The organism is Microbacterium gorillae (genome assembly GCF_050990725.1).
Lineage (GTDB): Bacteria > Actinomycetota > Actinomycetes > Actinomycetales > Microbacteriaceae > Microbacterium > Microbacterium gorillae_A.
The window spans coordinates 2,059,236-2,082,606 of sequence record NZ_CP158844.1; the positions used below are offsets into that span (position 1 = coordinate 2,059,236).

Annotated in this window: 22 protein-coding genes and 2 tRNA genes; 15 read left to right on the forward strand and 9 right to left on the reverse strand. The window is 67.3% G+C overall.

Annotated features, from left to right (window positions below; all coding sequences use genetic code 11):
• The first annotated feature begins 23 nt into the window (after nucleotides 1–23).
• A complete protein-coding gene (locus ABTV68_RS09240) occupies nucleotides 24–2,687 on the forward strand; it encodes an Rne/Rng family ribonuclease (RefSeq protein ID WP_433677342.1) in 2,664 nt (887 codons plus the stop codon).
• Between the two features lie 32 nt (nucleotides 2,688–2,719).
• Here the strand turns inward: ABTV68_RS09240 and ABTV68_RS09245 are convergent, their stop codons facing one another.
• Nucleotides 2,720–2,992, reverse strand: coding sequence for a DUF4031 domain-containing protein (locus ABTV68_RS09245; RefSeq protein WP_433677343.1), 273 nt, complete (start codon nucleotides 2,990–2,992; stop codon nucleotides 2,720–2,722).
• A gap of 279 nt (nucleotides 2,993–3,271) precedes the next feature.
• On the opposite strand from ABTV68_RS09245, the gene rplU reads away from it, so the two are divergent.
• From rplU to ABTV68_RS09295, 10 genes are all read left to right on the forward strand, one after another.
• The gene (gene rplU, locus ABTV68_RS09250) at nucleotides 3,272–3,580 is read left to right on the forward strand and encodes a 50S ribosomal protein L21 (RefSeq protein WP_433677344.1); all 309 of its coding nucleotides are present in this window, start codon (nucleotides 3,272–3,274) and stop codon (nucleotides 3,578–3,580) included.
• An 18-nt stretch (nucleotides 3,581–3,598) separates the two neighbouring features.
• Nucleotides 3,599–3,853, forward strand: a complete 255-nt coding sequence (gene rpmA, locus ABTV68_RS09255; RefSeq protein ID WP_404923775.1) for a 50S ribosomal protein L27 — start codon at nucleotides 3,599–3,601, stop codon at nucleotides 3,851–3,853.
• Nucleotides 3,854–3,918: 65 nt separating this feature from the next.
• The gene (gene obgE / locus ABTV68_RS09260; RefSeq protein ID WP_433677345.1) at nucleotides 3,919–5,433 is read left to right on the forward strand and encodes a GTPase ObgE; all 1,515 of its coding nucleotides are present in this window, start codon (nucleotides 3,919–3,921) and stop codon (nucleotides 5,431–5,433) included.
• Entirely contained in the window at nucleotides 5,430–6,257 is an 828-nt protein-coding gene (proB, locus tag ABTV68_RS09265; RefSeq protein ID WP_433677346.1) for a glutamate 5-kinase, read from the forward strand. Before obgE ends, proB begins: the two co-directional genes overlap by 4 nt.
• Nucleotides 6,254–7,510 carry a glutamate-5-semialdehyde dehydrogenase gene (locus tag ABTV68_RS09270; RefSeq protein ID WP_433677347.1) on the forward strand — a complete coding sequence of 419 codons (1,257 nt, stop codon included), beginning with the start codon at nucleotides 6,254–6,256 and terminating at the stop codon, nucleotides 7,508–7,510. The genes proB and ABTV68_RS09270 overlap by 4 nt, the downstream gene beginning before the upstream one ends.
• Before the next feature lie 42 nt (nucleotides 7,511–7,552).
• Nucleotides 7,553–7,777 carry a hypothetical protein gene (locus ABTV68_RS09275; protein ID WP_404923779.1) on the forward strand — a complete coding sequence of 75 codons (225 nt, stop codon included), beginning with the start codon at nucleotides 7,553–7,555 and terminating at the stop codon, nucleotides 7,775–7,777.
• A gap of 10 nt (nucleotides 7,778–7,787) precedes the next feature.
• Complete coding sequence (gene nadD, locus ABTV68_RS09280) at nucleotides 7,788–8,384, forward strand: nicotinate-nucleotide adenylyltransferase (RefSeq protein WP_231089986.1); 597 nt, start codon at nucleotides 7,788–7,790, stop codon at nucleotides 8,382–8,384.
• The gene (locus ABTV68_RS09285; protein ID WP_433677348.1) at nucleotides 8,381–9,649 is read left to right on the forward strand and encodes a hypothetical protein; all 1,269 of its coding nucleotides are present in this window, start codon (nucleotides 8,381–8,383) and stop codon (nucleotides 9,647–9,649) included. The genes nadD and ABTV68_RS09285 overlap by 4 nt, the downstream gene beginning before the upstream one ends.
• Nucleotides 9,646–10,020 carry a ribosome silencing factor gene (rsfS, locus tag ABTV68_RS09290; protein ID WP_231089988.1) on the forward strand — a complete coding sequence of 125 codons (375 nt, stop codon included), beginning with the start codon at nucleotides 9,646–9,648 and terminating at the stop codon, nucleotides 10,018–10,020. The genes ABTV68_RS09285 and rsfS overlap by 4 nt, the downstream gene beginning before the upstream one ends.
• Nucleotides 10,021–10,096: 76 nt before the next feature.
• Nucleotides 10,097–10,169 (forward strand) — tRNA-Ala (locus ABTV68_RS09295).
• A gap of 69 nt (nucleotides 10,170–10,238) precedes the next feature.
• Here the strand turns inward: ABTV68_RS09295 and ABTV68_RS09300 are convergent.
• From ABTV68_RS09300 to ABTV68_RS09310, 3 genes are read right to left on the reverse strand one after another with little or no spacing between them, the layout of a single operon-like run.
• On the reverse strand, nucleotides 10,239–10,886 hold the full coding sequence (locus tag ABTV68_RS09300) for a hypothetical protein (protein WP_433677349.1): 648 nt from the start codon (nucleotides 10,884–10,886) through the stop codon (nucleotides 10,239–10,241).
• 51 nt (nucleotides 10,887–10,937) lie between these two features.
• A complete protein-coding gene (locus ABTV68_RS09305) occupies nucleotides 10,938–11,759 on the reverse strand; it encodes a MerR family transcriptional regulator (protein ID WP_433677350.1) in 822 nt (273 codons plus the stop codon).
• Nucleotides 11,760–11,808: 49 nt separating this feature from the next.
• On the reverse strand, nucleotides 11,809–12,324 hold the full coding sequence (locus ABTV68_RS09310; RefSeq protein ID WP_433677351.1) for a hypothetical protein: 516 nt from the start codon (nucleotides 12,322–12,324) through the stop codon (nucleotides 11,809–11,811).
• 118 nt (nucleotides 12,325–12,442) lie between these two features.
• Here ABTV68_RS09310 and ABTV68_RS09315 point away from each other — a divergent pair.
• Nucleotides 12,443–12,518, forward strand: a tRNA-Ala gene (locus ABTV68_RS09315).
• A gap of 168 nt (nucleotides 12,519–12,686) precedes the next feature.
• Nucleotides 12,687–14,621 carry a hypothetical protein gene (locus ABTV68_RS09320; protein WP_433677352.1) on the forward strand — a complete coding sequence of 645 codons (1,935 nt, stop codon included), beginning with the start codon at nucleotides 12,687–12,689 and terminating at the stop codon, nucleotides 14,619–14,621.
• 160 nt (nucleotides 14,622–14,781) lie between these two features.
• On the opposite strand, the gene ABTV68_RS09325 is transcribed toward ABTV68_RS09320, so the two are convergent.
• Both ABTV68_RS09325 and ABTV68_RS09330 read right to left on the reverse strand, forming a co-directional pair.
• Nucleotides 14,782–15,486, reverse strand: coding sequence for a hypothetical protein (locus tag ABTV68_RS09325; RefSeq protein ID WP_433677353.1), 705 nt, complete (start codon nucleotides 15,484–15,486; stop codon nucleotides 14,782–14,784).
• Nucleotides 15,487–15,510: 24 nt separating this feature from the next.
• Nucleotides 15,511–15,960: a hemerythrin domain-containing protein gene (locus tag ABTV68_RS09330; RefSeq protein WP_433677354.1), complete on the reverse strand. Its 450-nt coding sequence runs from the start codon at nucleotides 15,958–15,960 to the stop codon at nucleotides 15,511–15,513.
• A gap of 117 nt (nucleotides 15,961–16,077) precedes the next feature.
• Here ABTV68_RS09330 and ABTV68_RS09335 point away from each other — a divergent pair, with 117 nt between their 5' ends.
• On the forward strand, nucleotides 16,078–16,665 hold the full coding sequence (locus tag ABTV68_RS09335) for a hypothetical protein (RefSeq protein WP_433677355.1): 588 nt from the start codon (nucleotides 16,078–16,080) through the stop codon (nucleotides 16,663–16,665).
• Between the two features lie 67 nt (nucleotides 16,666–16,732).
• A complete protein-coding gene (locus ABTV68_RS09340; protein WP_433677356.1) occupies nucleotides 16,733–17,251 on the forward strand; it encodes a hypothetical protein in 519 nt (172 codons plus the stop codon).
• A 12-nt stretch (nucleotides 17,252–17,263) separates the two neighbouring features.
• Here the strand turns inward: ABTV68_RS09340 and ABTV68_RS09345 are convergent, their stop codons facing one another.
• From ABTV68_RS09345 to ABTV68_RS09355, 3 genes are read right to left on the reverse strand one after another with little or no spacing between them, the layout of a single operon-like run.
• The gene (locus tag ABTV68_RS09345) at nucleotides 17,264–18,643 is read right to left on the reverse strand and encodes a M1 family metallopeptidase (protein WP_433677357.1); all 1,380 of its coding nucleotides are present in this window, start codon (nucleotides 18,641–18,643) and stop codon (nucleotides 17,264–17,266) included.
• Nucleotides 18,640–22,560: a Pls/PosA family non-ribosomal peptide synthetase gene (locus tag ABTV68_RS09350; RefSeq protein ID WP_433677358.1), complete on the reverse strand. Its 3,921-nt coding sequence runs from the start codon at nucleotides 22,558–22,560 to the stop codon at nucleotides 18,640–18,642. Before ABTV68_RS09350 ends, ABTV68_RS09345 begins: the two co-directional genes overlap by 4 nt.
• Before the next feature lies 1 nt (nucleotide 22,561).
• A complete protein-coding gene (locus tag ABTV68_RS09355) occupies nucleotides 22,562–23,362 on the reverse strand; it encodes a hypothetical protein (RefSeq protein ID WP_433677359.1) in 801 nt (266 codons plus the stop codon).
• Nucleotides 23,363–23,371 lie beyond the last annotated feature (9 nt).

The following is a 23,371-nucleotide window of genomic DNA, read 5'->3' on the forward strand; positions in this document are numbered from 1 at the left end:
TGCCCGCAGGGAGTGCGCCAGAAATGGCAGAGACGAAGAGCGAGAACGACCGTACCTCCGATTCCGGAGCGAACGACGACCAGCACGGACTGCCCGCCGGGGGCGATGGGGAGCTGTTCGGTGACCACACGGCACTCCCGGCATTCGGTGGCCCGGCCGACGACGCCGACGCTGACCCCACGGAGCCCGTAGGGGAGCCTGATGCTGACCCGTCGGCTGGCGCGGAGACGGGTGCAGACGACGGCGAGACGGTCATCGAGTCTGACGCGGGAATCATCGTGATCAGCGATGAGCCCGCGACGAGCGACGACACGGACGTAGCGGCCGACGCCGAGGCAGCGCCCGAATCGCAGGAAGCGGCAGCCGCCGGCGATGAGGCCGCAGCTGCGACGCTGAACGCCGAGAAGGAGCCCTCTTCGGCATCCGAGGACCAAGCTTCGGACGAGCAGGCTTCTGACGTCGACGCGGGGGAGAGCACTGCTCCCGAGCAGGCCACCAGTGCCGCGCCGAGCAACGCCGGTGCCAGCTTCGGCCTCGGCGACGACGTCGTCGTGCTCCGCCAGCCCGCCCCGGAGGCGGAGCCCGAGCCGGAGCCGCTGCCCACGGCGGTGAGCCTGGGGCTGCTGCCTGAGGTGTTCGTCTCGCAGGTGTCCACCGCGCTCCATTTCTATGCACCGGAGATCGTCCCGCTTCCGGCGCTGCCCGCTGACGAGGACGAGGGTGGGTCCTCCCGTCGTCGTCGCCGTCGCGGCGAGTCGGACGATTCGGGCGACGTCCGTCGTCGCACCCGCACCGTGGAGTACATCACGGAGCCGAAGGCGATCAAGGGCTCCACGCGTCTGGAGGCGAAGAAGCAGCGCCGCCGTGACGGTCGCGAGGCCGGTCGTCGGCGCGCCGTGGTGACGGAGGCCGAGTTCCTCGCTCGCCGCGAGGCCGTGGACCGTCAGATGATCGTACGGTCCAAGAACGGTCGCATCCAGATCGGCGTGCTGGAGGACAAGGTGCTCGTCGAGCACTACGTCGCTCGCAACCAGGACGCGTCGCTCATCGGCAACGTCTACATCGGACGGGTTCAGAACGTGCTGCCCTCTATGGAAGCCGCGTTCGTGGACATCGGTCGTGGTCGTAACGCGGTGCTGTACTCCGGCGAGGTGGACTGGGATTCCGTCGAGACGGGGAACCAGCCGCGCCGCATCGAGCTGGCACTGAAGACCGGCGACAAGGTGCTCGTCCAGGTGACGAAGGACCCGGTGGGCCACAAGGGCGCGCGTCTCACCAGTCAGATCTCGCTGCCGGGCCGCTACCTCGTGTACGTGCCGAACGGCTCGATGAACGGCATCTCCCGCAAGCTCCCCGACACCGAGCGTGCGCGCCTCAAGCGCATCCTCAAGGAGGTTCTCCCGGAGTCGAGCGGCGTGATCGTCCGCACGGCCGCCGAGGGCGCCACGGAGGAGCAGCTCACGGTGGACGTGCGGCGCCTCACCTCCCAGTGGGAGCGCATCGCGGCTCAGGCAACCTCCGGTCACGCGCCGCAGCTGCTGCACTCGGAGCCGGACCTGCTCGTCAAGATCGTGCGAGATGTCTTCAACGAGGACTTCCAGAAGCTCATCATCCAGGGCGACGAAGCGCAGCAGACGATCGAGAGCTACCTGCGTGGTGTCGCGCCCGACCTGCTGGAGCGCGTCGAGCGCTATGAGGGCGACCGGGACCCGTTCGACGAGTACCGCATCACCGAGCAGATCGAGAAAGCTCTGGACCGCAAGGTCTGGCTGCCTTCGGGTGGTTCGCTGGTGATCGACCGCACCGAGGCCATGACCGTCGTCGACGTCAACACCGGCAAGTTCGTCGGCTCTGGTGGCAACCTCGAGGAGACTGTCACCAAGAACAACCTCGAAGCGGCCGAGGAGATCGTGCGACAGCTGCGACTGCGCGACATCGGCGGCATCATCGTGATCGACTTCATCGACATGGTGCTGGAGTCCAACCGCGACCTGGTGCTCCGCCGACTGGTCGAGTGCCTGAGCCGCGACCGCACCAAGCACCAGGTCGCCGAGGTCACCTCTCTGGGGCTCGTGCAGATGACCCGCAAGAAGCTGGGCCTTGGCCTGCTGGAGACCTTCTCCGAGCCGTGCGAGGTGTGCGCGGGCCGTGGAGTCGTGGTGCACCACGACCCGGTGGTCAAGCACCGTGCGCCGGTCTCGAACGGGAACGGCGGCGGAGGCGGCAACGGCTCGTCGCGTCGCTCCCGCGGTGGATCGAACGGCGGAGGCGGTGCCTCGACGCCCGCGCCGCAGGTCTCGACCCACGTGATCACCGAGGGCGCGAAGTCCGCTCTCGCGCAGATCGCCGCGTCGACTCGCACGGGCGTGATCGCTGAGGCAGCGCCGGTCGACGTCACCGATCTCGTTCTTCCGGAGGCGCCGACCCCCGAGCGGAGCGAGCGGTCGGAGCGCACGAAGCGTCCGCGCAAGAAGCGCAACGGCTCGAACGGCAACAGCGTAAACGGTGCAGACAAGCCGAAGAGCGAGAAGGAGCAGCTTCTCGAATCCGTGCTCGACGCCCTCCCGGAGCCGAAGGCGCCGGGTCAGGGGCGCGGCCGTCGTCGCGTCACCACGGCCGCTCTCACCGGTACTCCGGTGTCGACGACACCTGTGCTGGGTGCGGTGGCCGAACCGGCCGGGGAGTGACCCCGCTCACGAGGTCCTGAACCCTTCTCGAATCACCGCCCGCGACGTTCGCGGGCGGTGATTCGCAATCCGGACGCGATGAGCCGGCGAACCAGCTCGTGTCCGTCGACGGGGGTCGCTCCCGCAGCCACGAGCCGGTCGATGATCTCCTCCGGCACGTCGTAGTGATCCAGGTCGAACGATCGCTCGGGCAGCCCCTGGGCGCGCGCAAAGGCGTGCAGTTCCTCCAGGTTGCTGTCGCTGACGAGGTGCGCCCACAGGCGGCCGTGGGCGGGCCAGCGCGGGGCATCGACGAGAACGGTCATTCTGCCGATGCTACGCCGCCGCCGGTGCGGTTCGGTCCTTCGCATCGGGCAGAATGGAGGACACGGAAGACGACACGCAGCGGTTCCTTTTGCCGCTACACAGGATCATCCGGTAAAGTGGTCCCTTGGTGCGCATCCGCGTCGCCCGCCCCCGGGCGGCGTCGAGAGACTTGCAGCCGCGCCGGCCCCTCGTGGGCGTCCCTTTCCGGGAGTGCAAGCACAGTCTTTTCAGACGTTCCGGAACCCGACACGTGGTTCCCCAAAGAAACAAGGTGGCAAGTGGTTTACGCAGTTGTGCGCGCCGGTGGACGGCAGGAGAAGGTGGAAGTCGGCACGATCGTGCAGCTCGACCGTGTCCAGGCCGCCCAGGGCGAGAAGATCGAGCTCCCCGCGGTTCTGTTCGTTGACGGTGACACCGTCACGACCGACGCGGAGAAGCTCGCGAAGATCACGGTGACGGCCGAGGTTATCGGCAACCTCCGTGGTCCGAAGATCGTCATCCAGAAGTACAAGAACAAGACCGGTTACAAGAAGCGCCAGGGTCACCGTCAGGACCTCACGCGCGTCAAGGTCACCGGAATCAAGTAAGCACCGGAGGCAGCAGAGATGGCACACAAGAAGGGCGCAAGCTCCACCCGTAACGGTCGTGACTCCAACGCGCAGCGCCTCGGCGTGAAGCGCTTCGGCGGTCAGACCGTAAACGCCGGCGAGATCCTCGTCCGCCAGCGCGGCACCCACTTCCACCCCGGCGTCAACGTCGGTCGTGGTGGCGACGACACGCTCTTCGCGCTGTCGGCCGGCGCTGTCGAGTTCGGCACCAAGGGCGGCCGCAAGGTCGTCAACATCGTCGCGGCTCAGTAAGTCGCAAGCTTTCTGATCGGGGCGGGCTTCGGCTCGCCCCGACCTGTTTTATCCGGAGGATTCCGATGGTCACGTTCGTCGACGAGGTCACCCTGCACCTGCGCGCGGGAAAGGGCGGCAACGGCTGCGTCTCTGTGCGCCGTGAGAAGTTCAAGCCGCTCGCCGGCCCAGACGGCGGCAACGGGGGGCACGGCGGCGACATCGTGCTGGTCGCAGACCCTCAGGTGACCACGCTGCTGTCCTACCACCACAGTCCGCACCGCAGTGCCGGCAACGGCGGTTTTGGCATGGGCGATCACCGTTCGGGCGCGCTCGGAGAGCCGCTCGAGCTTCCGGTGCCCGTGGGAACCGTGGTGAAGGATCCCAACGGCGAGGTGCTCGTCGACATGATCGAACCGGGCATGCGCTTCGTCGCGGCTCCGGGGGGTCAGGGCGGCCTCGGGAATGCAGCGCTGTCCAGCCAGAAGCGCAAGGCCCCCGGCTTCGCGCTGCTGGGTACGCCGGGCTGGGAGGGCGATGTCGTCCTCGAGCTGAAGACGGTCGCCGACGTGGCGCTGGTGGGCTATCCCTCCGCCGGTAAGTCGAGCCTGATCGCGGCGATCTCCGCCGCTCGGCCCAAGATCGCGGACTACCCGTTCACCACCCTGCACCCCAACCTCGGTGTCGTGCAGTCCGGTGATGTCCGCTACACGGTCGCCGACGTCCCCGGGCTGATCGAGGGTGCCAGCGAGGGCCGCGGCCTCGGCCTCGAGTTCCTCCGTCACGTCGAGCGCTGCTCCGCACTGGTGCACGTGCTCGACTGCGCCACCCTGGAGCCCGGCCGCGATCCGCTCAGCGACCTCGACGTGATTCTCGCGGAACTGGCCGCGTACCCCGTACCGGAGGGCCAGATTCCGCTGCTGGAGCGTCCGCAGGTGGTGGCGCTCAACAAGATCGATGTGCCCGAGGCGCGGGATCTCGCCGACCTGGTCCGCCCGGACATCGAGGCCCGCGGCTTCCGCGTGTTCGAGATCTCCACCGTCGCCCGCAAGGGCCTGCGGGAGCTGAGCTTCGCCCTCGCCGACATCGTGGAGCAGCACCGCGTCGAGACGGCGGCAGCGCCGGCTCCAGAGCGCATCATCGTCCGCCCGCAGGCGTCCGAGAAGGAGTTCTCCGTCACGGTCGAAGGTGGCACCTACGGCAACCTCTACCGCATCCGCGGTGCGAAGCCCGAACGCTGGGTCGCGCAGACCGACTTCACAAACGACGAGGCGATCGGCTACCTCGCCGACCGACTCGAGCGCCTGGGGGTCGAGGACGAGCTCTATCGTGCCGGTGCGACGGCCGGCTCCACCGTGGTGATCGGTGGCGACGGGGGAGTCGTGTTCGACTGGGAGCCTGCGCTCTCGTCCGCGGCGGAGCTGACCGCGGCCCCGCGTGGCACCGACCCGCGTCTGTCGGGTTCCTCGCGTCGTACCACGTCCGAGCGTCGCGAGCAGTACCACGACCGTATGGATGCCAAGGCGGAGGCGCGTGCTGAGATGGAAGCCGAGCGCGTTGCCCAGAAGTACCGGGACGAGCAGTATCTGGAGGAGCGGTGAGCGCACGTTCGCGCGCCGACCTGCCCGGCATTCGTCGGCTGGTCGTCAAGGTGGGATCGTCGTCGATCTCTGGCGAAGGATCGTGGCGTATTCCGATGCTGGTGCACGCCCTCGCTGAGGCGCACCGTTCCGGCACGGAGGTGGTGCTGGTGTCGTCAGGTGCTATCGCGACGGGGATGCCGTACCTCAATCTGGAGAGCCGTCCCACTGACCTCGCGACCCAGCAGGCGGCGGCCGCCGTGGGCCAGAACGTCCTGGTGTACCGGTATCAGGAGGCCCTTCGTCCGTTCGACATCGTCGCGGGCCAGGTGCTCCTCACTGCCGGTGACCTGGAGAACCCGGTTCACCGTTCCAACGCGCGCCGGGCGATGGAGCGACTGCTGAGCCTGCGGATCCTGCCGATCGTGAACGAGAACGACACGGTCGCAACGCACGAGATCCGCTTCGGAGACAACGATCGGCTCGCTGCACTCGTGGCGCAGCTGGTGGGTGCCGACGCTCTCGTGCTGCTCAGCGACATCGCGAACCTCTACACCCGTCCTCCGGGCGAACCCGGGGCCGAACCCCTCGACGTCATCGCCGCGGGCGACGATCTGGCCGGCCTCGAGTTCGGCGCGAAGGTCGTCAACAGCGTCGGCACCGGCGGGGCGGCCACGAAGGTGTCCGCCGCACGGTTGGCTGCCGCAGCCGGAATCGGCGTGCTGGTGACCTCCACCGACCAGGCCGCACAGGCTCTCGCCGGCGCACACGTCGGCACCTGGTTCGAGCCCGCCGATGTCACACCGCAGGCGGCGACCGACGCCATCGCTAAGGTGGAAGCGTGAGTATCCCCGACGCACTCCTGGACCGCTTCCGCGCCGCCAAGACGGCCTCGCGGGAGGTCGCTCGTCTCACAAGCGGCGAGAAGGCGGAGGCGCTGCGCGCCATCGCCACGGCGCTCGAGGCGGCGGCACCGCGCATCATCGAGGCGAATGCCGTCGATCTGGAGCGTGGGCGCACCGAGGGCATCGCGACCGGACTTCTGGACCGGCTCCTGCTCGACGCGGGGCGTATCTCGTCGCTGGCGACAGCCGTCCGTGATGTCGCGGCACTGCACGACCCGGTCGGCCAGGTCGTCGGCGGTCACCGCCTGCCGAACGGCGTCGCCCTGGAGCAGATCCGCGTGCCGTTCGGTGTGGTCGCGGTCATCTACGAGGCGCGCCCCAACGTCACCGTCGACATCGCCGCGCTGGCGCTGCGCTCCGGCAACGCGGTGCTGTTGCGAGGCGGATCCGCTGCCCGGGAGTCGAACATGGTGCTGGTGGAGGTCATGCGCGATGCGCTGGTCGGCCGCGGCATCACGGCGGACGCGATTCAGTCGGTGGACGACTTCGGACGCGAGGGAGCGAACGCCCTCATGAACGCGCGCGGCTACGTCGACGTCCTCGTCCCGCGCGGCAGCGCTCAACTCATCGAGACCGTGGTGACGCAGTCCACGGTTCCGGTGATCGAGACCGGCGCGGGCAACGTGCACATCTTCCTCGATGAGACCGCCCCCGCCGACTGGACGAACGACATCGTGGTCAACGCGAAGGTGCAGCGTCCGAGCGTGTGCAATGCCGTCGAGACCGTGCTGGTTCACCGTGCCGCCGCTGATCGCCTGGTGCCCGATCTCGTCGCAGCGCTGCAGGCGCAGGGCGTCACCGTCCACGGCGACGACGTGGTGGGCTCGCTCGGCAGCGGCATCGTTCCTGCCACGGAAGCCGACTGGGCGACCGAGTACCTCGATCTCGACATCGCGATGCACGTCGTCGCTGATCTCGACGAGGCGCTGGAACACATCCGCACCTACTCGACAGGCCACACCGAGTCGATCATCACCACCGACAGCCGCAACGCCGACCGCTTCCTGGCCGAGGTGGACTCGGCCGTCGTCATGGCGAACGCGTCGACGCGTTTCACCGATGGCGGGGAGTTCGGCTTCGGTGCCGAGGTGGGCATCTCCACCCAGAAGCTGCATGCGCGCGGCCCGATGGGCCTCGCGGAGCTGACGAGCACCAAGTGGCTCGCGCGTGGCTCTGGCCAGGTTCGCGGCTGACCGCAATAGACTGATACCTGTTACAACCCGATCGGAGTTTCCATGTCTCTCTCCACGCTCGTTCTCGCAGCCGCAGAGGAGCACGCCGAGAACGTCATGCTGCACACTTTCCCGGCAGCCATCATCGCCGCGTGCGTGTTCTTCCTGCTCGCGATGGTGACCCTGTCGTACCGCAACGTGGCCAACCGTCACGCGGACAAGGCGGAGAAGTTCGCTCACGAGAACCCCGAGTCGGGCCACGGCGCAGGACACGGAGCCGGCCACTGAGGCCTGCCGCATGACGAGCGAACGGCGACCGCGGATCGGCGTGATGGGTGGAACCTTCGATCCCATCCATCACGGCCACCTGGTTGCCGCGAGCGAAGCGGCACAGTGGTTCGACCTCGACGAGGTCGTGTTCGTGCCGACCGGTCATCCGTGGCAGAAGTCTGACGTCACGGGCAGCGAGCACCGCTACCTGATGACGGTGATCGCCACGGCCTCGAACCCGCGCTTCACCGTGAGTCGCGTCGACATCGATCGCGGCGGACCCACCTACACGATCGACACCCTCCGCGACCTGCACGCCCAGCGCCCGGATGCCGACCTGTTCTTCATCACGGGAGCAGACGCCATCGCTCAGATTCTCAGCTGGCGGGATCATGATGAGCTCTGGGACCTCGCACAGTTCGTCGCGGTGTCTCGGCCGGGCCACGTGCTCAGCACCGAGGGCCTTCCCTCGGAGGTCGTCAGTCAGTTGGAGATTCCGGCGCTGGCCATCTCGTCCACGGACTGTCGCGAGCGTGTTCGTCAGGGACACCCCGTGTGGTACCTCGTTCCCGACGGGGTCGTCCAATACATCGCGAAGCATCACCTGTATCGGAGCACCGCATGACTACCACTGATCACTCCGGGGAGCAGTTGACCCGACGCCAGTTGCGTGAGCTGCGGCTGACCGGCCAGACCCCCGTGGTCGCCGACGAATCGGCTGTCGAGGACAGCGCGCCGGCGGATCCGGTTCCGCCTCGTCGCGACGCACCCGTGAACAACCCGCTGCCACGGGCCGCCGAGCCGATCATCGTCGCGGCCCCGGACACCCCCGCTCGCCCTGCCGCCCACGCGGCGGAGCACCGCCTCACACGGCGTGAGCTGCGTGATCTTGAGCGCGTGCGCACCGCTTCCGTTCCGGTGGTTCGTCCCGCGGGAGATGACACGTCTTCGGTGGCGGAGGATGTCGCTCCGGCCGTGGAGACGGCTGTTCCAGCCGCCGAAGAGCCAGTGGCGGCGGTCGACGAGCAGCAGGAGTCCGCTGCACTGGAGGCCGGCCAGGAGCCTGCGGCCGACGCGGATCACGCAGAAGCTGCGGAGGACGTCGAGCCGACCCCCGATGCATCTGTCGGGGCCGAGTCGTCCGCCGTCGCGGAGCCGTCTGCGCAAACCGAGTCATCTGCCGACGGCGTTGCTTCGTCCGACGCGGATGACGCACCGACGAACGCTGTCGAGACCGACCGCACGTCCGCGGACCACCTCCAGCCCGCGGTCCCTGCAGCCGAGGAATCTCGTCCGGCATGGGCACCGCCGGCGGAAGCCGTGACTCCGCCCCCCACGTTCGAAGCTCCTGCGAAGCTGAAAACCGCCGAGAAGCACCGGGTCGAGCAAGGCGCTGCGACCGACGGTCCCGTATTGAACGCTGCCTTTGGTGCGCAGGTCGCCCCGGGCGTCACGTCGGGCGAGCAGTCCTTCGACGAGCTCATCTCCCGCGACAGCGGAGGATCCACGGCGGCGGGCCATTCGCTCGTGCTCCCGGACTCCGCCCTCCCGCCGCTGACGGCACCGGTCACCTCGACCGGAGCCATGCTCGTCACTGGCACTTTCAACCTCCCCGAGCTCGGCTCCCAGGGGCACGCGCCCGGAGTCGCCGACGGCAAGGATGTGGACGCCGTCCTCATCGACGGAGAGCTGCCCGCCGCGTCATCGCCTACGCCTATCGCCGCCACCGCGGCTGTGAGCCAGGCGAAGGCTCCCGGCGAGATCATCAAGCCTCCCGTGCCGGAGAAGAGCAACAAGCTGATGCTGGTCCTCGCGATCACCGCGGGCGTTCTCGCCCTGGCCCTGGTGGGCGTGATCGTCGGGGCAGCCCTGACAGGAATGATGCAATGACCGCAAGCGAACAAGCTCGCAAGATGGTGCAGATCGCGGCCGTGGCCGCGGACGCGAAGGGCGGCGAGGACATCGTCGCGCTGGACGTGTCTGAGCCGCTTCCGTTCGTCGACGCCTTCGTGATCGTGACGGGGCGCAATGAGCGCAACGTCGCGGCGATCGCGGACGAGGTGGAAGAGAAGCTCCTCGAGGCGGGCCACAAGCGCCTGCGTCGCGAGGGCCGCCAGGATGCCCGTTGGGTGCTCAGCGACTTCGGCGACATCGTGGTGCACGTCTTCCACGAGCAGGAGCGGGTGTACTACGACCTGGAGCGCCTCTGGAAGGATGGCGCGACCATCGACTTCACCCTTCCGCAGCCGGCGTCGATCTGATCGATCCGGCAGGATGGTCGGCAGCACCCTCACGGGTGTTGTAGGCTAAGGGGGTTGGTTCACCAACGCCCATTCCGGGCCTGTGGCGCAGCTGGTAGCGCACCTGCATGGCATGCAGGGGGTCAGGGGTTCGAGTCCCCTCAGGTCCACTCAATGAGGCTCCCGCTCAGCGGGAGCCTCTTCTCGTTGGTGCGTACCCGTGTATCGCGGGTGCAGGCTTAAGCGGTGAACTCGGCGAGAGCTTCGCGATAGCGTTCCGGATCATCGCGGGTTTGAGCGGTGACGAGAAGCGCCCGCGGGCCGATCGTCCGCGTGAAGGAGCCCTCGCAGGGGATAACGACGATCCGCGTCAGTCCTCGCTTCCACGCAGGAATCAGCGCGTCCAAGCTTCTGCGCTCGGGGTTCTCGTTCGCCTTGTGCCGTGCGTGCATCCGGTCGATGAGTCGCCCGGTGTGACGGGACTGCCACGCCTGGAAGGCGTCACCGAGGCCAGCGTCGTCGAACCGGTCGCCCCACGTCGGTCCGGTCAGCTGCTGTAGCAGCTCTGCGTGCTCGGTGGGATCGAGATCCGATCGCATCAGTCTCTCCAGCAACAGGGGACTCTGCTCCTCCGCGGCATGTGCCACCGCACCGCTCCATAGCTGTGGCCAGGCGTGTTCCCACACGGTGACATCCTGCGCGGCGCGGGCGTCGGGGGCTTCCGCCTTCGGCGGATCGATGAGCGGTCCTGGGGCGTCAGCCGTGACCCTCAGGCCCCACGCGTCACGAACCCAGAGCAGTTCCAGGAGAGTAGCCGGATTGTCTTCGACGGTGATGGTCATCTCATGGGGCCAGGGGTTGCCTGGCATCGGCCAGAGGGAGCGCATGGGCGACATGCTACCGCCGACCCGTCGGGGTGCGTCGGCTCGTATGGCGGCTCAGCGGACCTGTTGGATGAGCTCCGTGAGCCACTCGGGCTGGGGGAGCGGCTCGGACTCGAGATACACTTCGCGGCAGCCGCCCACGGGCTCCTCGCCGTCTGCGAGGATCGCGCTGGTCAGCTCGTTCCATGCGCGACCGATGCCAGCCATGTCGCCGCGATAGGGGAGCACCGCGGCGCGCTCGATCGCGGGCAGCGTGATGACCTCCCACGCGGGGTCTGTCTGGGGGACCGGGCCGGCGATCCACGAGACCCAGACGCGCAGATCGTCGGTGCCGGCCACGTTCTCGTACCAGAACACGCCCGGCTCGTGATATTCCACGCCCGACGACTGCAGCGCGTCGTGGAGCGGCGGGAGAAGGCGATCGACGAGGGCGCTCACATCCTCGCCGCCGGGAGCGACGCCGCTCGCCGCGTAGACGGTGACCTCTTCGATCCGGCGGTACTCGATGGCGGGGGTGTCGACTTCGGGCATGGGGTGATTCCTTTCGAGGCCGGAGAGTCGCTGTTCCACGCGTGCGAGCCGGGCCCGCTCCTGGTCGATCGCGGTGTGTAGCTCGGAACGCCGACGCGCGAGCACGGCGATCAAGGCCGCGCGCGCATCGTCGGCGCCCAGTACCGCTGCGGCATCGTCCAGCGAACAGCCGAGGTCGCGAAGCTCCACCACGCGCAGCAGGTCTTCCAGCTGTGCCGGTTCGTAGCGTCGATACCCGCTGAAGGGATCGACCTCGGCGGGGCGCAGCAGGCCGATGGCGTCGTAGTGGCGAAGCATGCGGACACTCACGTGCCCGAGTGCGGCGAACTCTCCGATGGTGTACATGATGGAATCACGCTCCACCCTGACACAGTGGCAGGGTCAAATCGTCGGATCAGGTGTCGTACTCGCCGCTATCCCATGGGCTGTAGAAGGCCATGAAGTCGCCGGGCTCGATGGTGACGTTCCAGTACCACTCATCGTCTTCATCGTCGTCCTCATCGGGCCCGTTAAGGATCATGCCGAATTCCACACCGTCGTACGTCAGGCGGAAGGGGGCGATCGTGATGTCAGCGAACGTGACGGGACCGATCTCCTCCAGCAGCGCTTCCACCGCGCTCTGCTGTCCGGCGAACGCGGAGACGTTACCCGGCATGCGGCCGTCCCCCGGACGCTGTCCGAGCGGGATGATCGTTGCATCGAGCAGCACGCCATCGTCGTCGAACAGATAGCGTGCGGCGAACTCACCGCCGCCCGCCGATGAGTTCGCCCACACGAAGGGCGTGGTCACGAAGAACTGCCGTCCGTCGGCCGTTCGCCCGACGTGGCGCGCGTGGTAGTCATCGTGGGCGATGAGGAAGCGCTCCGGTGCTGTCTCCCCGTTGGCGTCGCGCAGCTGCGTGTTGCTCATGCGATCAGTATGCCGGGAGCCCCGATGGCACGCCGCCGACGCGCGCGAGATGCGGGTCGATTGTGTACCGACCGGCCAGTTCGCTTAGAGTATTCCTGTTCGGTTCGCCGGACGAGATGGGCCTGTGGCGCAGCTGGTAGCGCACCTGCATGGCATGCAGGGGGTCAGGGGTTCGAGTCCCCTCAGGTCCACCACAAGATGAACGTTTGAACCGTGCCTCATTTCATCGTGGGTGCTTTCTGTTTGTGTGTGGTCTGGGGTTGGTTGCGAAGATCATCTCAATCGGCTGAGTGCTCGGGGCTGGTGGATGAGGCTGGGCGCGGGCTTCAGTCTGCGTGCGGTCCAGTCAGTAGCATCAGTGAATGGCCCTCAGTACACGCGACCGCAGATGGAACGACCTTGCGACGACGGTCCCATCGCTCCCAGGCGGGGCAGATTCGCAGTTCACGGCTTTGGTTGGATTGCTCACGCAGTTGCGTGACGGCGTCGACGTCGAGCTGGTGGCGAATGCCTCTGAAGCTGACAAGCTTCAGAGGCAGCTCGGAACGCTCAAGTTCACGAAGCGTGAGGGCCAATCCCTCACACTCACCGACGAGGGACGCGCCTGGCTCGCTGTTGGATCGCCGGAAAGCCTCGCGGCGATCTTCCATGACCGCTACGCCTTTTTTGGCGAGATCGTAGACTTTCTTCAGCGCGAACCCGCGGACGTTGAGGCCATCCGGGCGCACGCATCTGACGTGTTCAAGGTTGGCTGGAGGTCGCTCGATCAAGTTCGGCGTCGTCTCGCGTGGCTGCGCGTGCTAGGCCTCGTTGAGGAAGGCGCCCACCGTCGATATCGGACTACGGATGCCGGAGCGACGTGGCTCGCGGGCATCGAGGTGCTCGGCGCTGTGCCCGATTTGGTGGACAAAGCTGTGTTCGTACCGGCGCCACCGCTTCTCGGGGATCGCCTCGCGAGCCTCGACCACGAAACACGTGTCCTCTCCTGGGATTACCTGCCCAAGGGCCCGGTCGAGGCAATGTCATTCCTGCTTGGGCAAATTCAGGAGCCGCGGCGAAAGAGCGACGTCATCGTGTCTGTCAGTCAGGAACTCGAAATCGCCGCCAGCTCTGCGAAGTCATTCATCGATGGGACAAGTCGGCTTGAGCTTTTCGAGTACGTTGGCAAGTCGGAGATACGCGCTACTCCGCTCGGCTTGGAATGGCTAGCTTCCGCGTCCTCGCTGAATCTCGTCCGACTCCTGCACCGTCGTTTTCTGGGGCTTGGTGAGGCACTCACTGTCACCGATGACGAGCCGCGAACAGTGGGTGAGCTGCATCGGGCTCTCTACGTAGGAATCGAGAGCCCACCGAATCAGAGCCGCACAGCCTCGATGTTCAAGCTACTCACGGACGCTGGGGCGGTTGCACACGTGGGACCCATCCGTTACGTGATTACGGAGGTTGGAAGGAATCTCGCGATTGAGTTGCCGCTCGCAAAGATTGATACGGCTGCTGTTGTCGACTATGAATTGCCCGCGGCTGAAGCGCGAGTTGAGACGGTCGAGGGGGTCGTGGAAGAGCTGATCACCGCCTCGCGGTTTGCCTCTAACCCTGCACGGTTCGAGGCGGCCTGCGCTGCCGCTTTCGAAGCGCTTGATGTGTCCGCGAAGCACCTTGGCGGTCCGGGACGCACCGACGTTCTTGTGACGATCAACTCGAACTTGAGAGTCATAGGGACGGCAATTGTTGATGCGAAGGCCGCGTCGGGACAACTGAACGAGAAGTCGGTGAACTTCGAAGCGCTCAAGGAACATGCACGCAAGGCGCACGCAACGCTCATGGCGGTAGTTGCGCCGACTTATGAGGGTGCCGGACGCATCCGTGAGTGGGCGACTTCGAATGGCGTTGTACTGTTTACCGCCGACGAACTTGGCGAGCTTGTTCGGTCCCATCAGGTATCCCCGTTCTCTGCAGCTGACATTCGCGATCTGCTCACTGTGGAAGGCCACGCCGCCGCGCTCTCGCGTCAACAAGCCAACGTCAACCATCTCGGGCTGGTCGCCAGCGTTGTCGATGAGTTGACGCAGGAGGAAGACGAGCCGGTGTCTGCTCGCGATATTGCGCGCCTCCTCCGCCGCAACGGCCAGAGCACGACAGACGCTGATGTGTCCTCGGTTCTCGAGTTCCTCGCGCTTCCGCAGGTTGCCGCAATCGATGGCGATCCACGAGGCGGATACACGATGCCCTCGTCGCTGGCCGTCGCGGCGAAGCGCCTGCGAGCGATTGCCACAGTGCTAGACGAAGCTTCCGTATAGATCCGACGTAAGACGTTGATCAGCTTGCGCTGTTCATTAGCGCACCTGCATGGTATGCAGGGGGTCAGGGCTTCGAGTCCCCTCAGGTCCACAAACACGACAAAACCGCCGGCATCACGATGTCGGCGGTTTGTGGTTTCTGGCCTTCAGCTATCCGTGGTCAGGGCAGATCCCAGGGCGGCGTGACGGCCAGCTTGATGGGTTCGCTGCGTTCGAGCCCCGCGGTGAACTCCCCGAGCTCCTGTTGCGAGATCACGGACTGGACATCGTACGGACGAGCTCGCAGCCCGGCCAGAAATGACCTTGTCGCGATGTCGCGCGCTGCCCAATCGGTCAGCGTAGCCGCGACGCCGCGAGGCAGGAACGGAGCCGCCTGTCGCAGATCCGTTCGCACTGCCTCGAGAGCACGCCCCTCGGCGACACGCTCGATGACGGCACCGAGGTCTGTCAGAGCCTCGGCGAAGGCGATCGCCGCCCAGGTCTCGAAATCGGGGTACGCGAACTCGCTCGTCTCCTCGTCGTGCCACACCAGGCCGCAGCCTGTTCGGCCATCTGGCGTGCGAACGAGGGTGTACATATCGCCGGCTCCGGACCGCGCGAAGGGCAGAAAGGCGGCGCCGTTCTGAGCCTCGGCGAAGAGCCACTCATCAACGGTCTCGGTTGCCTCGGCCAACGAGAGCCATTCGAGATCGGGATGACCCACCAGCGCGAGCGGGTGGTCGGCGAGGAACTCGCTGAAGGTCGTCTCCAGGGCCGGTGGCAGGCTCGTTCTTCCAGCTTCGATCCAGGCGCGAAGCAGATCGGGAACGCCGATGCCTACGCGCGCCGCGAGGTTGGAGAATCCAGCGAGGTCATCGGGAGCCATGGCGGCGATCCTAGCGGGCACCGGCTACAGGGAGCCCAGCACGTCGCGAGGTTCGGCGTCGAGCGCCAGCGCGTCCAGGACGCTGATCAGTTCGCGCTCCTCGTAGCGGAAATGGGACTCCATGATCGCGGCGATGCCGTCCAGGTGGCCACCGATGTCCTGTGCGGAAGCTGACTCGAGTCCACTGATGAGCATTGCGATCATGGCGTGATCCTGCTGGAGTCGCGCGAGCGTGTCGCCGAGTTCCGGATGGGCCGCGGCGATCGCGGGAAACAGCTGCCGATCCTCGCCCTCGTGGTGCTGGGTGAGGGCGACGCAGAATCCGTGACAGACCAGAAGGAGGTCCCGGGTCACCACAGCATCGGACCCGTCCGCCTCCCTGACCACTGCGAGGGCTGCGCGCAGTCGCGCATGCACAGCGCGCAGCTCGGCACCCCAGGCCACGAGTCGCGCCGATTCATCGGGGATGTTCATCGCCCCCATCCTGCCAGAGCTTCTCCGCGCCGCGACATGCCCCGGGGCTGGAGCATCGGAGCATCGCTGGCGCCGCGAGGCCAGGCTTGAGTGACCAGCTTGGGTACGATGAGCGCGATGAAGGTGGCTGAGTTCGTGGGAGTGCTCGCCGAGGTCGCGGGCCGCATGGGCACCACGCCGGCGTTCACGACCCGCCGTCGTACCTGCCTGGCGGCGTATGAGGAGTTCTTGATCGCCACAGAGTCTGACCCGTCGGCGTTCCTGGTGCATGAGTCGCAGGGTGTCTTTCGCGTGCCCGGGCTGACCGACGAGCCGCTGTTGATTCCTGGCAGCCAGGCACGAGCTGGGGACCCGGAGCTGCTGACCTATGAGGCGGGCAGCATCGTGGAGTTCGGCGGGACCGCCGCCGCAGTGCTCGCCAGCGAGTATGCGTTCCGTCGGGTGGCCCGTCACCCGTTCCGCTTCGCGACGCAGTTCGACGGATACGGGATTTACCAACCGATCAAGGCGCACTGGGAACTACTGTTCAACCCCACCGGATATCCGAACAAGATCTGGGCGTCGGAGAACACGGTCCTCGTGATCCTGAACGAGCTGTCCTGCATTGTCGCCGCTGGTCGGACGCTCACCGATATCGCGTGGGCCGCTGATCAGCTCGGTGCGTCCGACCTCGGGGACGAGTTCTGGGCGCGGTACTGCTCATGAGCGATGCGCGACCATACGGGCCAGGCATCGGGGCCTCCGAGCGGTGACACGCCTCTAGGCTGAAGCGGTGGAGCATCGCTGGATCGTGGGACCGATCGTCGTGGCGATGCGAGAGCACGGGAGCGGTCGCCGGAGCCCGACCGCTCGTGGCACGGGTGAGGAGATGCTAGCCCAGCTCATTCGTGAGTTTGTCGGCGTGGACCTTCCGGTTGGGCGTCGCTGCCCGAACTGCGGGGCGGCAGATCACGGCCGCCCGACCGTGCAGGGGAATGTCCTTACCCTCTCCGTCTCGTACGGATCGGGAGCGGTCGCTGTCGCTGCTGCGCCGAGTGCGGCGATCGCAGCGCTCGGAGTCGACATCGAGGAGGGAGCAGCAGATGTCGAGGCGATCCCCGGAATCACCCTGCGCGACTGGGCTCGCGTGGAGGCCGCCATGAAGGCGGATGGACGGGCAGCACTTCTGGACCCGAGTGCGGCGCTGCTCCATCCGGACGGCGTCCGCTTTCCCGGAGCCCGTGCCTGGGTCAGCACCGTGCTCGACGCGCCGGCCGGGTTCCAACTGGCACTGGCCCATCGCGCGCTGTGATCCGCGAGGAAGTTAGAGACGCCCCTCAGGATCGTCCGAGATCCCGCCGCGGGGGAGCAGGATCACCTCGGTGAGCGGCGCCGGCTCGTGCGCACCAGGAGCTGGCGGTAGCGAGGGGAGTGCCTTCTGCTCCAACCAGGCCTGGAAGAGACCCGTGAGAGCAACGCCGGACACGTCCTCGGCGAGAGCGATGAAGTCCTGGGTCTTCGCCGTCGCGTGAGCAAAGCGACGGGTCCAGGCGCGGAGGAGCTCGAAGAAGCTCTCGTCACCCACCGTCTGCCGCAGCGCATGCAGGGTGAGGGCGCCACGCTTGTAGACGCGGTCATCGAACATGGCGTCCGGACCCGGATCGGAGATCACCAGATCCTGCGCTTCTGTCGCGAGGCGGCCGTGATGTGCGAGCGCCTTACTGTGAGCCGTCGGTCCACCGGAGGCTTCGGACCAGATCCACTCGGCGTAGCAGGCGAATCCCTCGTTGAGCCAGATGTCGCGCCAGCGTGCGAGCCCCACGCTGTTTCCGAACCACTGGTGGGCGAGTTCGTGCGCGATCAGGCGTTCCAGTCCGCCCTCGCCGTCGATGTGGTTGGCGCCGAAGATCCCCATCGCCTGCGCTTCCAGCGGGATCTCCAGCTCGTCGGGCGTCACAACGACGGTGTACCGGTCGAACGGGTACGCGCCGAAGAGCGTCTCGTACGTGCGCATCATGGCATCGAGGTCCGCGAAGTCGCGGGCGACCCGGTCCTGCAAGAGCGGCGGGTACAGGATGATGCCGGCCGTGGAGCCCAGCCGCACGTCCGTACGCGCATAGCGGCCGATCTGCACGGTGGACAGGTACGTGGCCATCGGCGCCGCCTGGGTGAAGGTCCACTCGGATCGGCCCTTCACCAGCCGACGAGTAGCGGGAGCGCCCGTGGCCACGGTGTACAGCGGGTCGGTGGTGAGCACGACCGTGTGCTGCGCCTTATCGGCAGGAACGTCGTTGCACGGAAACCAGGTGGCAGCGCCGATGGGCTGAGAGGCCACCAGCACGCCGTCCTCCAGCTCCTCCCAGCCGAGGGTGCCCCAGCGGGTGCGACGCGGACGCGGCGACCCCGCATAGGAGATGCTCACCTCGAACTCGTCGCCCCGCTCCCGCTCCGCGCTCAGGGCGATCTTCACCTTGCGATCCGACTGGGTGAACGTCGCTCGTGAATCTCCGGCCACCTTCACCTTCGTGACCGCGAGACCGACCAGATCGAGACTGATCGAACGCGACGGTCGACGGAAGCGTCCGCGGATGAGAGCCGTTCCGCTCAGCCGATTGGTCGACGCCTTGTAGTCCAGCTCGAGGTGATACGTCGACACCCGCAGGGAGGAGTCGCCGGAATGGGGTGTGTAGTCGTCCGCGATCACGCGTCGGCGTCCTGATACGACCGCACACGGACAGCGCGCCACGGACCGATCGGGTTGCCGCTCCACCGGCTGCCGACAGGGACCGTCTCTCCGCGCATCACGAGCGACGCGGGACCCACGGTGGCGTGCTTGCCCAGCGTTGCGGCGGGCAGGACCACGCTGTGCGGGCCGAGAGTGGCGCCCTGCTCCAGGGTCACGGTGTCGAGGCTCATCACTCGATCATGGAACAGATGCGTCTGAACCACACATCCGCGATTCACGACGGCACCGTCCCCGAGCCGCACGAGGTCAGGTTCGGGCAGCCAATAGCTGTCGGTCCAGACGCCACGACCGATCTTCGCTCCAAGGGAGCGCAACCAGATCGCGAGGGCGGGAGTCCCGGCCGCAGCGTTAGCGAACCACGGGGCCGCGAGCATCTCCGTGAACGTGTCGGAGACCTCGGTTCGCCAGACGAAGCTGGACCACAGCGGATGCTCGCCGGGACGAATCGGGCCGACGATCATCCACTTCGCCGCCGTGGTCACGGCTGCCGCCACCGCTCCAGCCAGGAGAAGAACCGGACCCGACACCAGGACGGCCACCCAGAGCGCGCTGCTCTCGATGACCCAAGCGAGCGCGATCAGCACAGCCAGCCCCAGCGCGCACGACACGATCACCGGCAGGATGCGGCACAGCTCCCAAGCGGCTCGCGCGTATCGCAACGCGGGACGCGGGCGGTAGGTGAGTTCGAGATCCGCGCTGTTGACGACACGCCGCAATCGTACGGGTGGGGATCCCAGCCACGACGAACCGGCCTTCGCCTTGTCGGGAGCCACAGACAGCACCGCCACCAGAGAGTCCTTCGGGACCTTGTGGCCGGCTCCCGCCATGCCGGAGTTTCCGAGGAAGGCCCGCTTGCCGATACGCGCGGGTGCCAGCCGCATCCATCCGCCGCGCAGCTCGTAGGTGGCGACCATGGTGTCGTCGGCCAGGAAGGCGCCGTCATCGATCGTCGTGAGCGACGGCAGCAGCAACACGGTGGACGCCTCGACATCCCGACCGACCCGAGCACCCAGCGCGCGGAGCCAGACGGGAGTGGCGAGGCTGGAGTACAGCGGGAACAGGATCGTGCGGCTCGCATCGAGCAGGCGCTCGGTCGTCCAGGCCTGCCAGGCGACCCTGCTTCGCACGGGATACACTCCGGGCTTCAGTCCGATGGCGAGCAGGCGAACCACGCCGAGCACCAGCAGGGCGATCGTCAGCCCGACGCTCAGCACCGCGGGAACCACCCAGATGACGAGTCCCGGGATCGCATCGACGATGCGATCCGCTCCGCGTGTTCCCGCTGCCAACACGAGGCCACCGACGCCGAACGAGACGAGCGGAAGCAACCCCAGCAGGGCGGACGAGGCCGCATAGGCCCACAGCCAGCGACGTCGGACGGGCGGTCGATCGGCTGCGAGCGGCCGAGACTTGCCACCAACGCGAACGGCGGGTGATCCGGCCCAGCGTTGTCCGGCGCGCACGCGACCGAAGACGGCGGACCCGGGTGCCACCTCCGCGCCGCGGCCGATGCGCGTACCCGGGGCCAGAGTGCTGCGGGCCCCAATCGTCGCGCCGGCACCGATGCGGATCTCCCCGATGCGGACGGTGTCGCCGTCGATCCAGTAGCCCGCGAGATCCACCTCCGGCTCGATGGCTGCACCTGAACCCACGTGGAGGAGACCCGTGACGGGCGGGAGCGTGTGCAGATCCACGTCTCGCCCGATCTTCGCCCCGAGCGCTCGAGCGTAGTAGCTCACCCACGGAGCACCCGCAAACCCGACGGGGTCGATCTGCTGCGAGATCTGCTCTGCCAACCACAGCCGGATGTGCACGCTTCCCCCGCGCGGATAGTCGCCGCCGCGCACGCCCGCGAGCAGGATCCGTGCGGCGCCCGCGGCGATTGCCATTCGGCCCATGGGAGTGGCGAACACGATCAGCCCGAGGATGAGTGCCCACACGGGAACATGCGGCAGGAAATCGAAGCCGGGAACGAGTCGGAGCAACCACGACGCAGTGAGCAGCCACAGGAGCCATTTGATGCCGCTCAAGACGAAGAGCGGACCGCCGGCAAGAGTCTGGACGATTCGCATCGTGAGTGGAGTGGGTGCAGCGGCTGAGAACGAGACCGCTGTCGATGTCGCGTCGTCGTCATCGATCGCGTCCGCCATGCGGCCCAGCCGCGGGAGGTCGTATACGTCGGCCATGGTGAACTCGGGAGCGCGCTGACGGATGCGTGACACCAGCTGCGCGGCCGCGAGCGACCCGCCACCGAGCGCGAAGAAGTCCGCATTCTCGTCGGTGGGACGCTGGCCGAGCACGCCGAACCACTGCTCGGCCAACCAGGCGGCCGTGCCCGTGAGCCCCGAGTCCGCCGCGTCACCGTCGTCGAGCGGCCAAGGGAGGGCCGCCTTGTCGACCTTGCCTGACGTTCGTACGGGAAGATCCGTCATGAGCGCGAGGAGGGGGATCAGGGGAGTGGGCAGCGTATCGGCGAGGCGCGCGCGTGCCTGCTGGCGGTCGAATCCCTCGGCGGGAACGACGTAGCCGACGAGAAGCGGAACCCCCGCATCGGTGTGACGCACGGCAACAGCGGCGGCGGATACATCGGGCAGATTCTGCAGCGCGGCCTCCACCTCACCGAGCTCGATCCGCCGCCCGCCCACCTTGACCTGATCGTCAGCGCGCCCGAGGAAGACGAGTCCCTCCGGATCCGCGCGGGCGAGGTCGCCGGAGCGGTAGGCACGGTCCCAGCCGAGTGTCGGCATGGGGGCGTACTTCTCGGCGTCCTTTGCCGGATCGAGATAGCGCGCGAGCCCGACGCCCCCGATGATCAACTCGCCCGCTTCGCCGTCGGGCACGCGCTGTCCGTCCCCATCGACCACGGCCAGGGCCCAGCCGTCGAGGGGGAGACCGATGCGGATCGGAACCGTCCCGTCCATGAGCGCCGCACAGGCCACCACGGTCGCCTCAGTCGGTCCGTAGGTGTTCCACACCTCACGATCCGGTGCCACCAGACGGGCGGCCAGTTCGGGCGGACACGCCTCGCCACCGAAGATCAGCAGACGGACGTTCTCGATGGCGTCCTGCGGCCACAGGGCGGCGAGCGTCGGTACCGTCGACACGACGGTGATGCCGTGCCCGAGCAGCCAGGGGCCCAGATCCGAGCCCGCGCGCACCAGGGCACGCGGTGCCGGGACGAGACACGCGCCGTGACCCCACGCGAGCCACATCTCCTCGCAGGACGCGTCGAACGCGACCGACAGCCCGGCGAGCACGCGGTCGCCGTCACTGATCGGCGCAGACTGCAGGAAGAGGCGGCGTTCCGCATCGACGAAGGCGGCCGCTGACCGGTGCGACACCGCGACGCCCTTGGGCACTCCGGTGGAACCCGACGTGAAGATCACCCACGCATCATCGTCGAGGCCCGGTGGGTCGAGGACCGCGAGTGGTCGCGTTGCGGACTGCGTCCCGTCGCCGGCGAACAGGGAGTCCGCCGCGAGACGATCGCCCTCGGCGCTCTGGAACACGCCACCGGCGACCACGACCCCGCGGACGCCGGCTTCGGCGAACACCAGCGCGGCACGCTCGTCCGGATCATCCACGTCGACAGGAACGTACGCGGCACCGGCCGCCAAGGTGCCGAGGATCGCGATGTACAGCCATCGCTCTCCCGACGGCAGCCGGATCCCCACGCGATCGCCGCGGCGGACGCCGGCGTCCCGCAGGCGTTCGGCCGTGCGCCAGACGTGGGCGAGCAGCTCGGTGTAGCTCAGCGACACCTCACCGTCGTCGATGGCCGACGCATCAGGGTGGGCGGCGGCGGAGGCCTGGAGGATGTCCAGCAGGGTTCGCGCTGGTGCTGCTTCCGCTTCGCGGTCGAGAAATGCCTGCATGTCAGGCGAAGAGTGCGATCAGCTCGGCCTTGGACAGTCGGCTGTAGCCCACCCGGCCCTCGGCCTTCGCCCGGGCACGCAGCGCCGCCACCGTGAGGTTCTGGAGCACGCTCGACGTGGCGGCAGGGGTCGCGATACGTGCGCCAGCGGGACGCGGTGAATCGGCGGCGGGGGAGGATGCGAGCACGGCAGGTACGGGGGCGGATCGCTTCTTGCGTGCGGTCTTTTTCGTTTCTGGCTTCTTGCCGGACTTCTTCCGGTCCGACTTCTTCGGGTCCGGCTTCTTCGTGCTGGACTTCTTCTCGCTGGACTTCTTCGCGTCGGACTTCTTCGCGTCGGACTTCTTCTCGCTGGACTTCTTCGCGTCGGACTTCTTCGCGTCGGACTTCTTCGCGTCGGACTTCTTCGCGTCGGACTTCTCGGCATCGGATCGCTTGGCGTCGGACTTCGTGAGGTGGGATTTCTTCGCGTCCGTCTTCTTTGTGCCGGTCTTCCTCTCGCCCGCCTGCGTCTCTCCAGACTTCTTCACGTGCGCTTTCGTCGCCAGGCGCTGCTCAGCCCTCGCGGTCGCGTCGGCGAGCGCCAGGATCGCTTCTGTTGCCGCGCGCTCGATTCGGCGTGGCTTGTCCTCTAGCTGCTTCTTCGTGACGGTGCCCGCCTTCTTCGCGTCGGTGATGAGCGGTGCGAGTTTGGCGGCCTGCTTGTCGGGGAGCGTCTTCGAGAACTTCGCGGCCTTCCGCGCGGCGGTCACGGCGGAGTCCGCTGCCGCGGCGGCGCGGCGGGTCTTGTCCTGGGATGACATCTGTTCCTC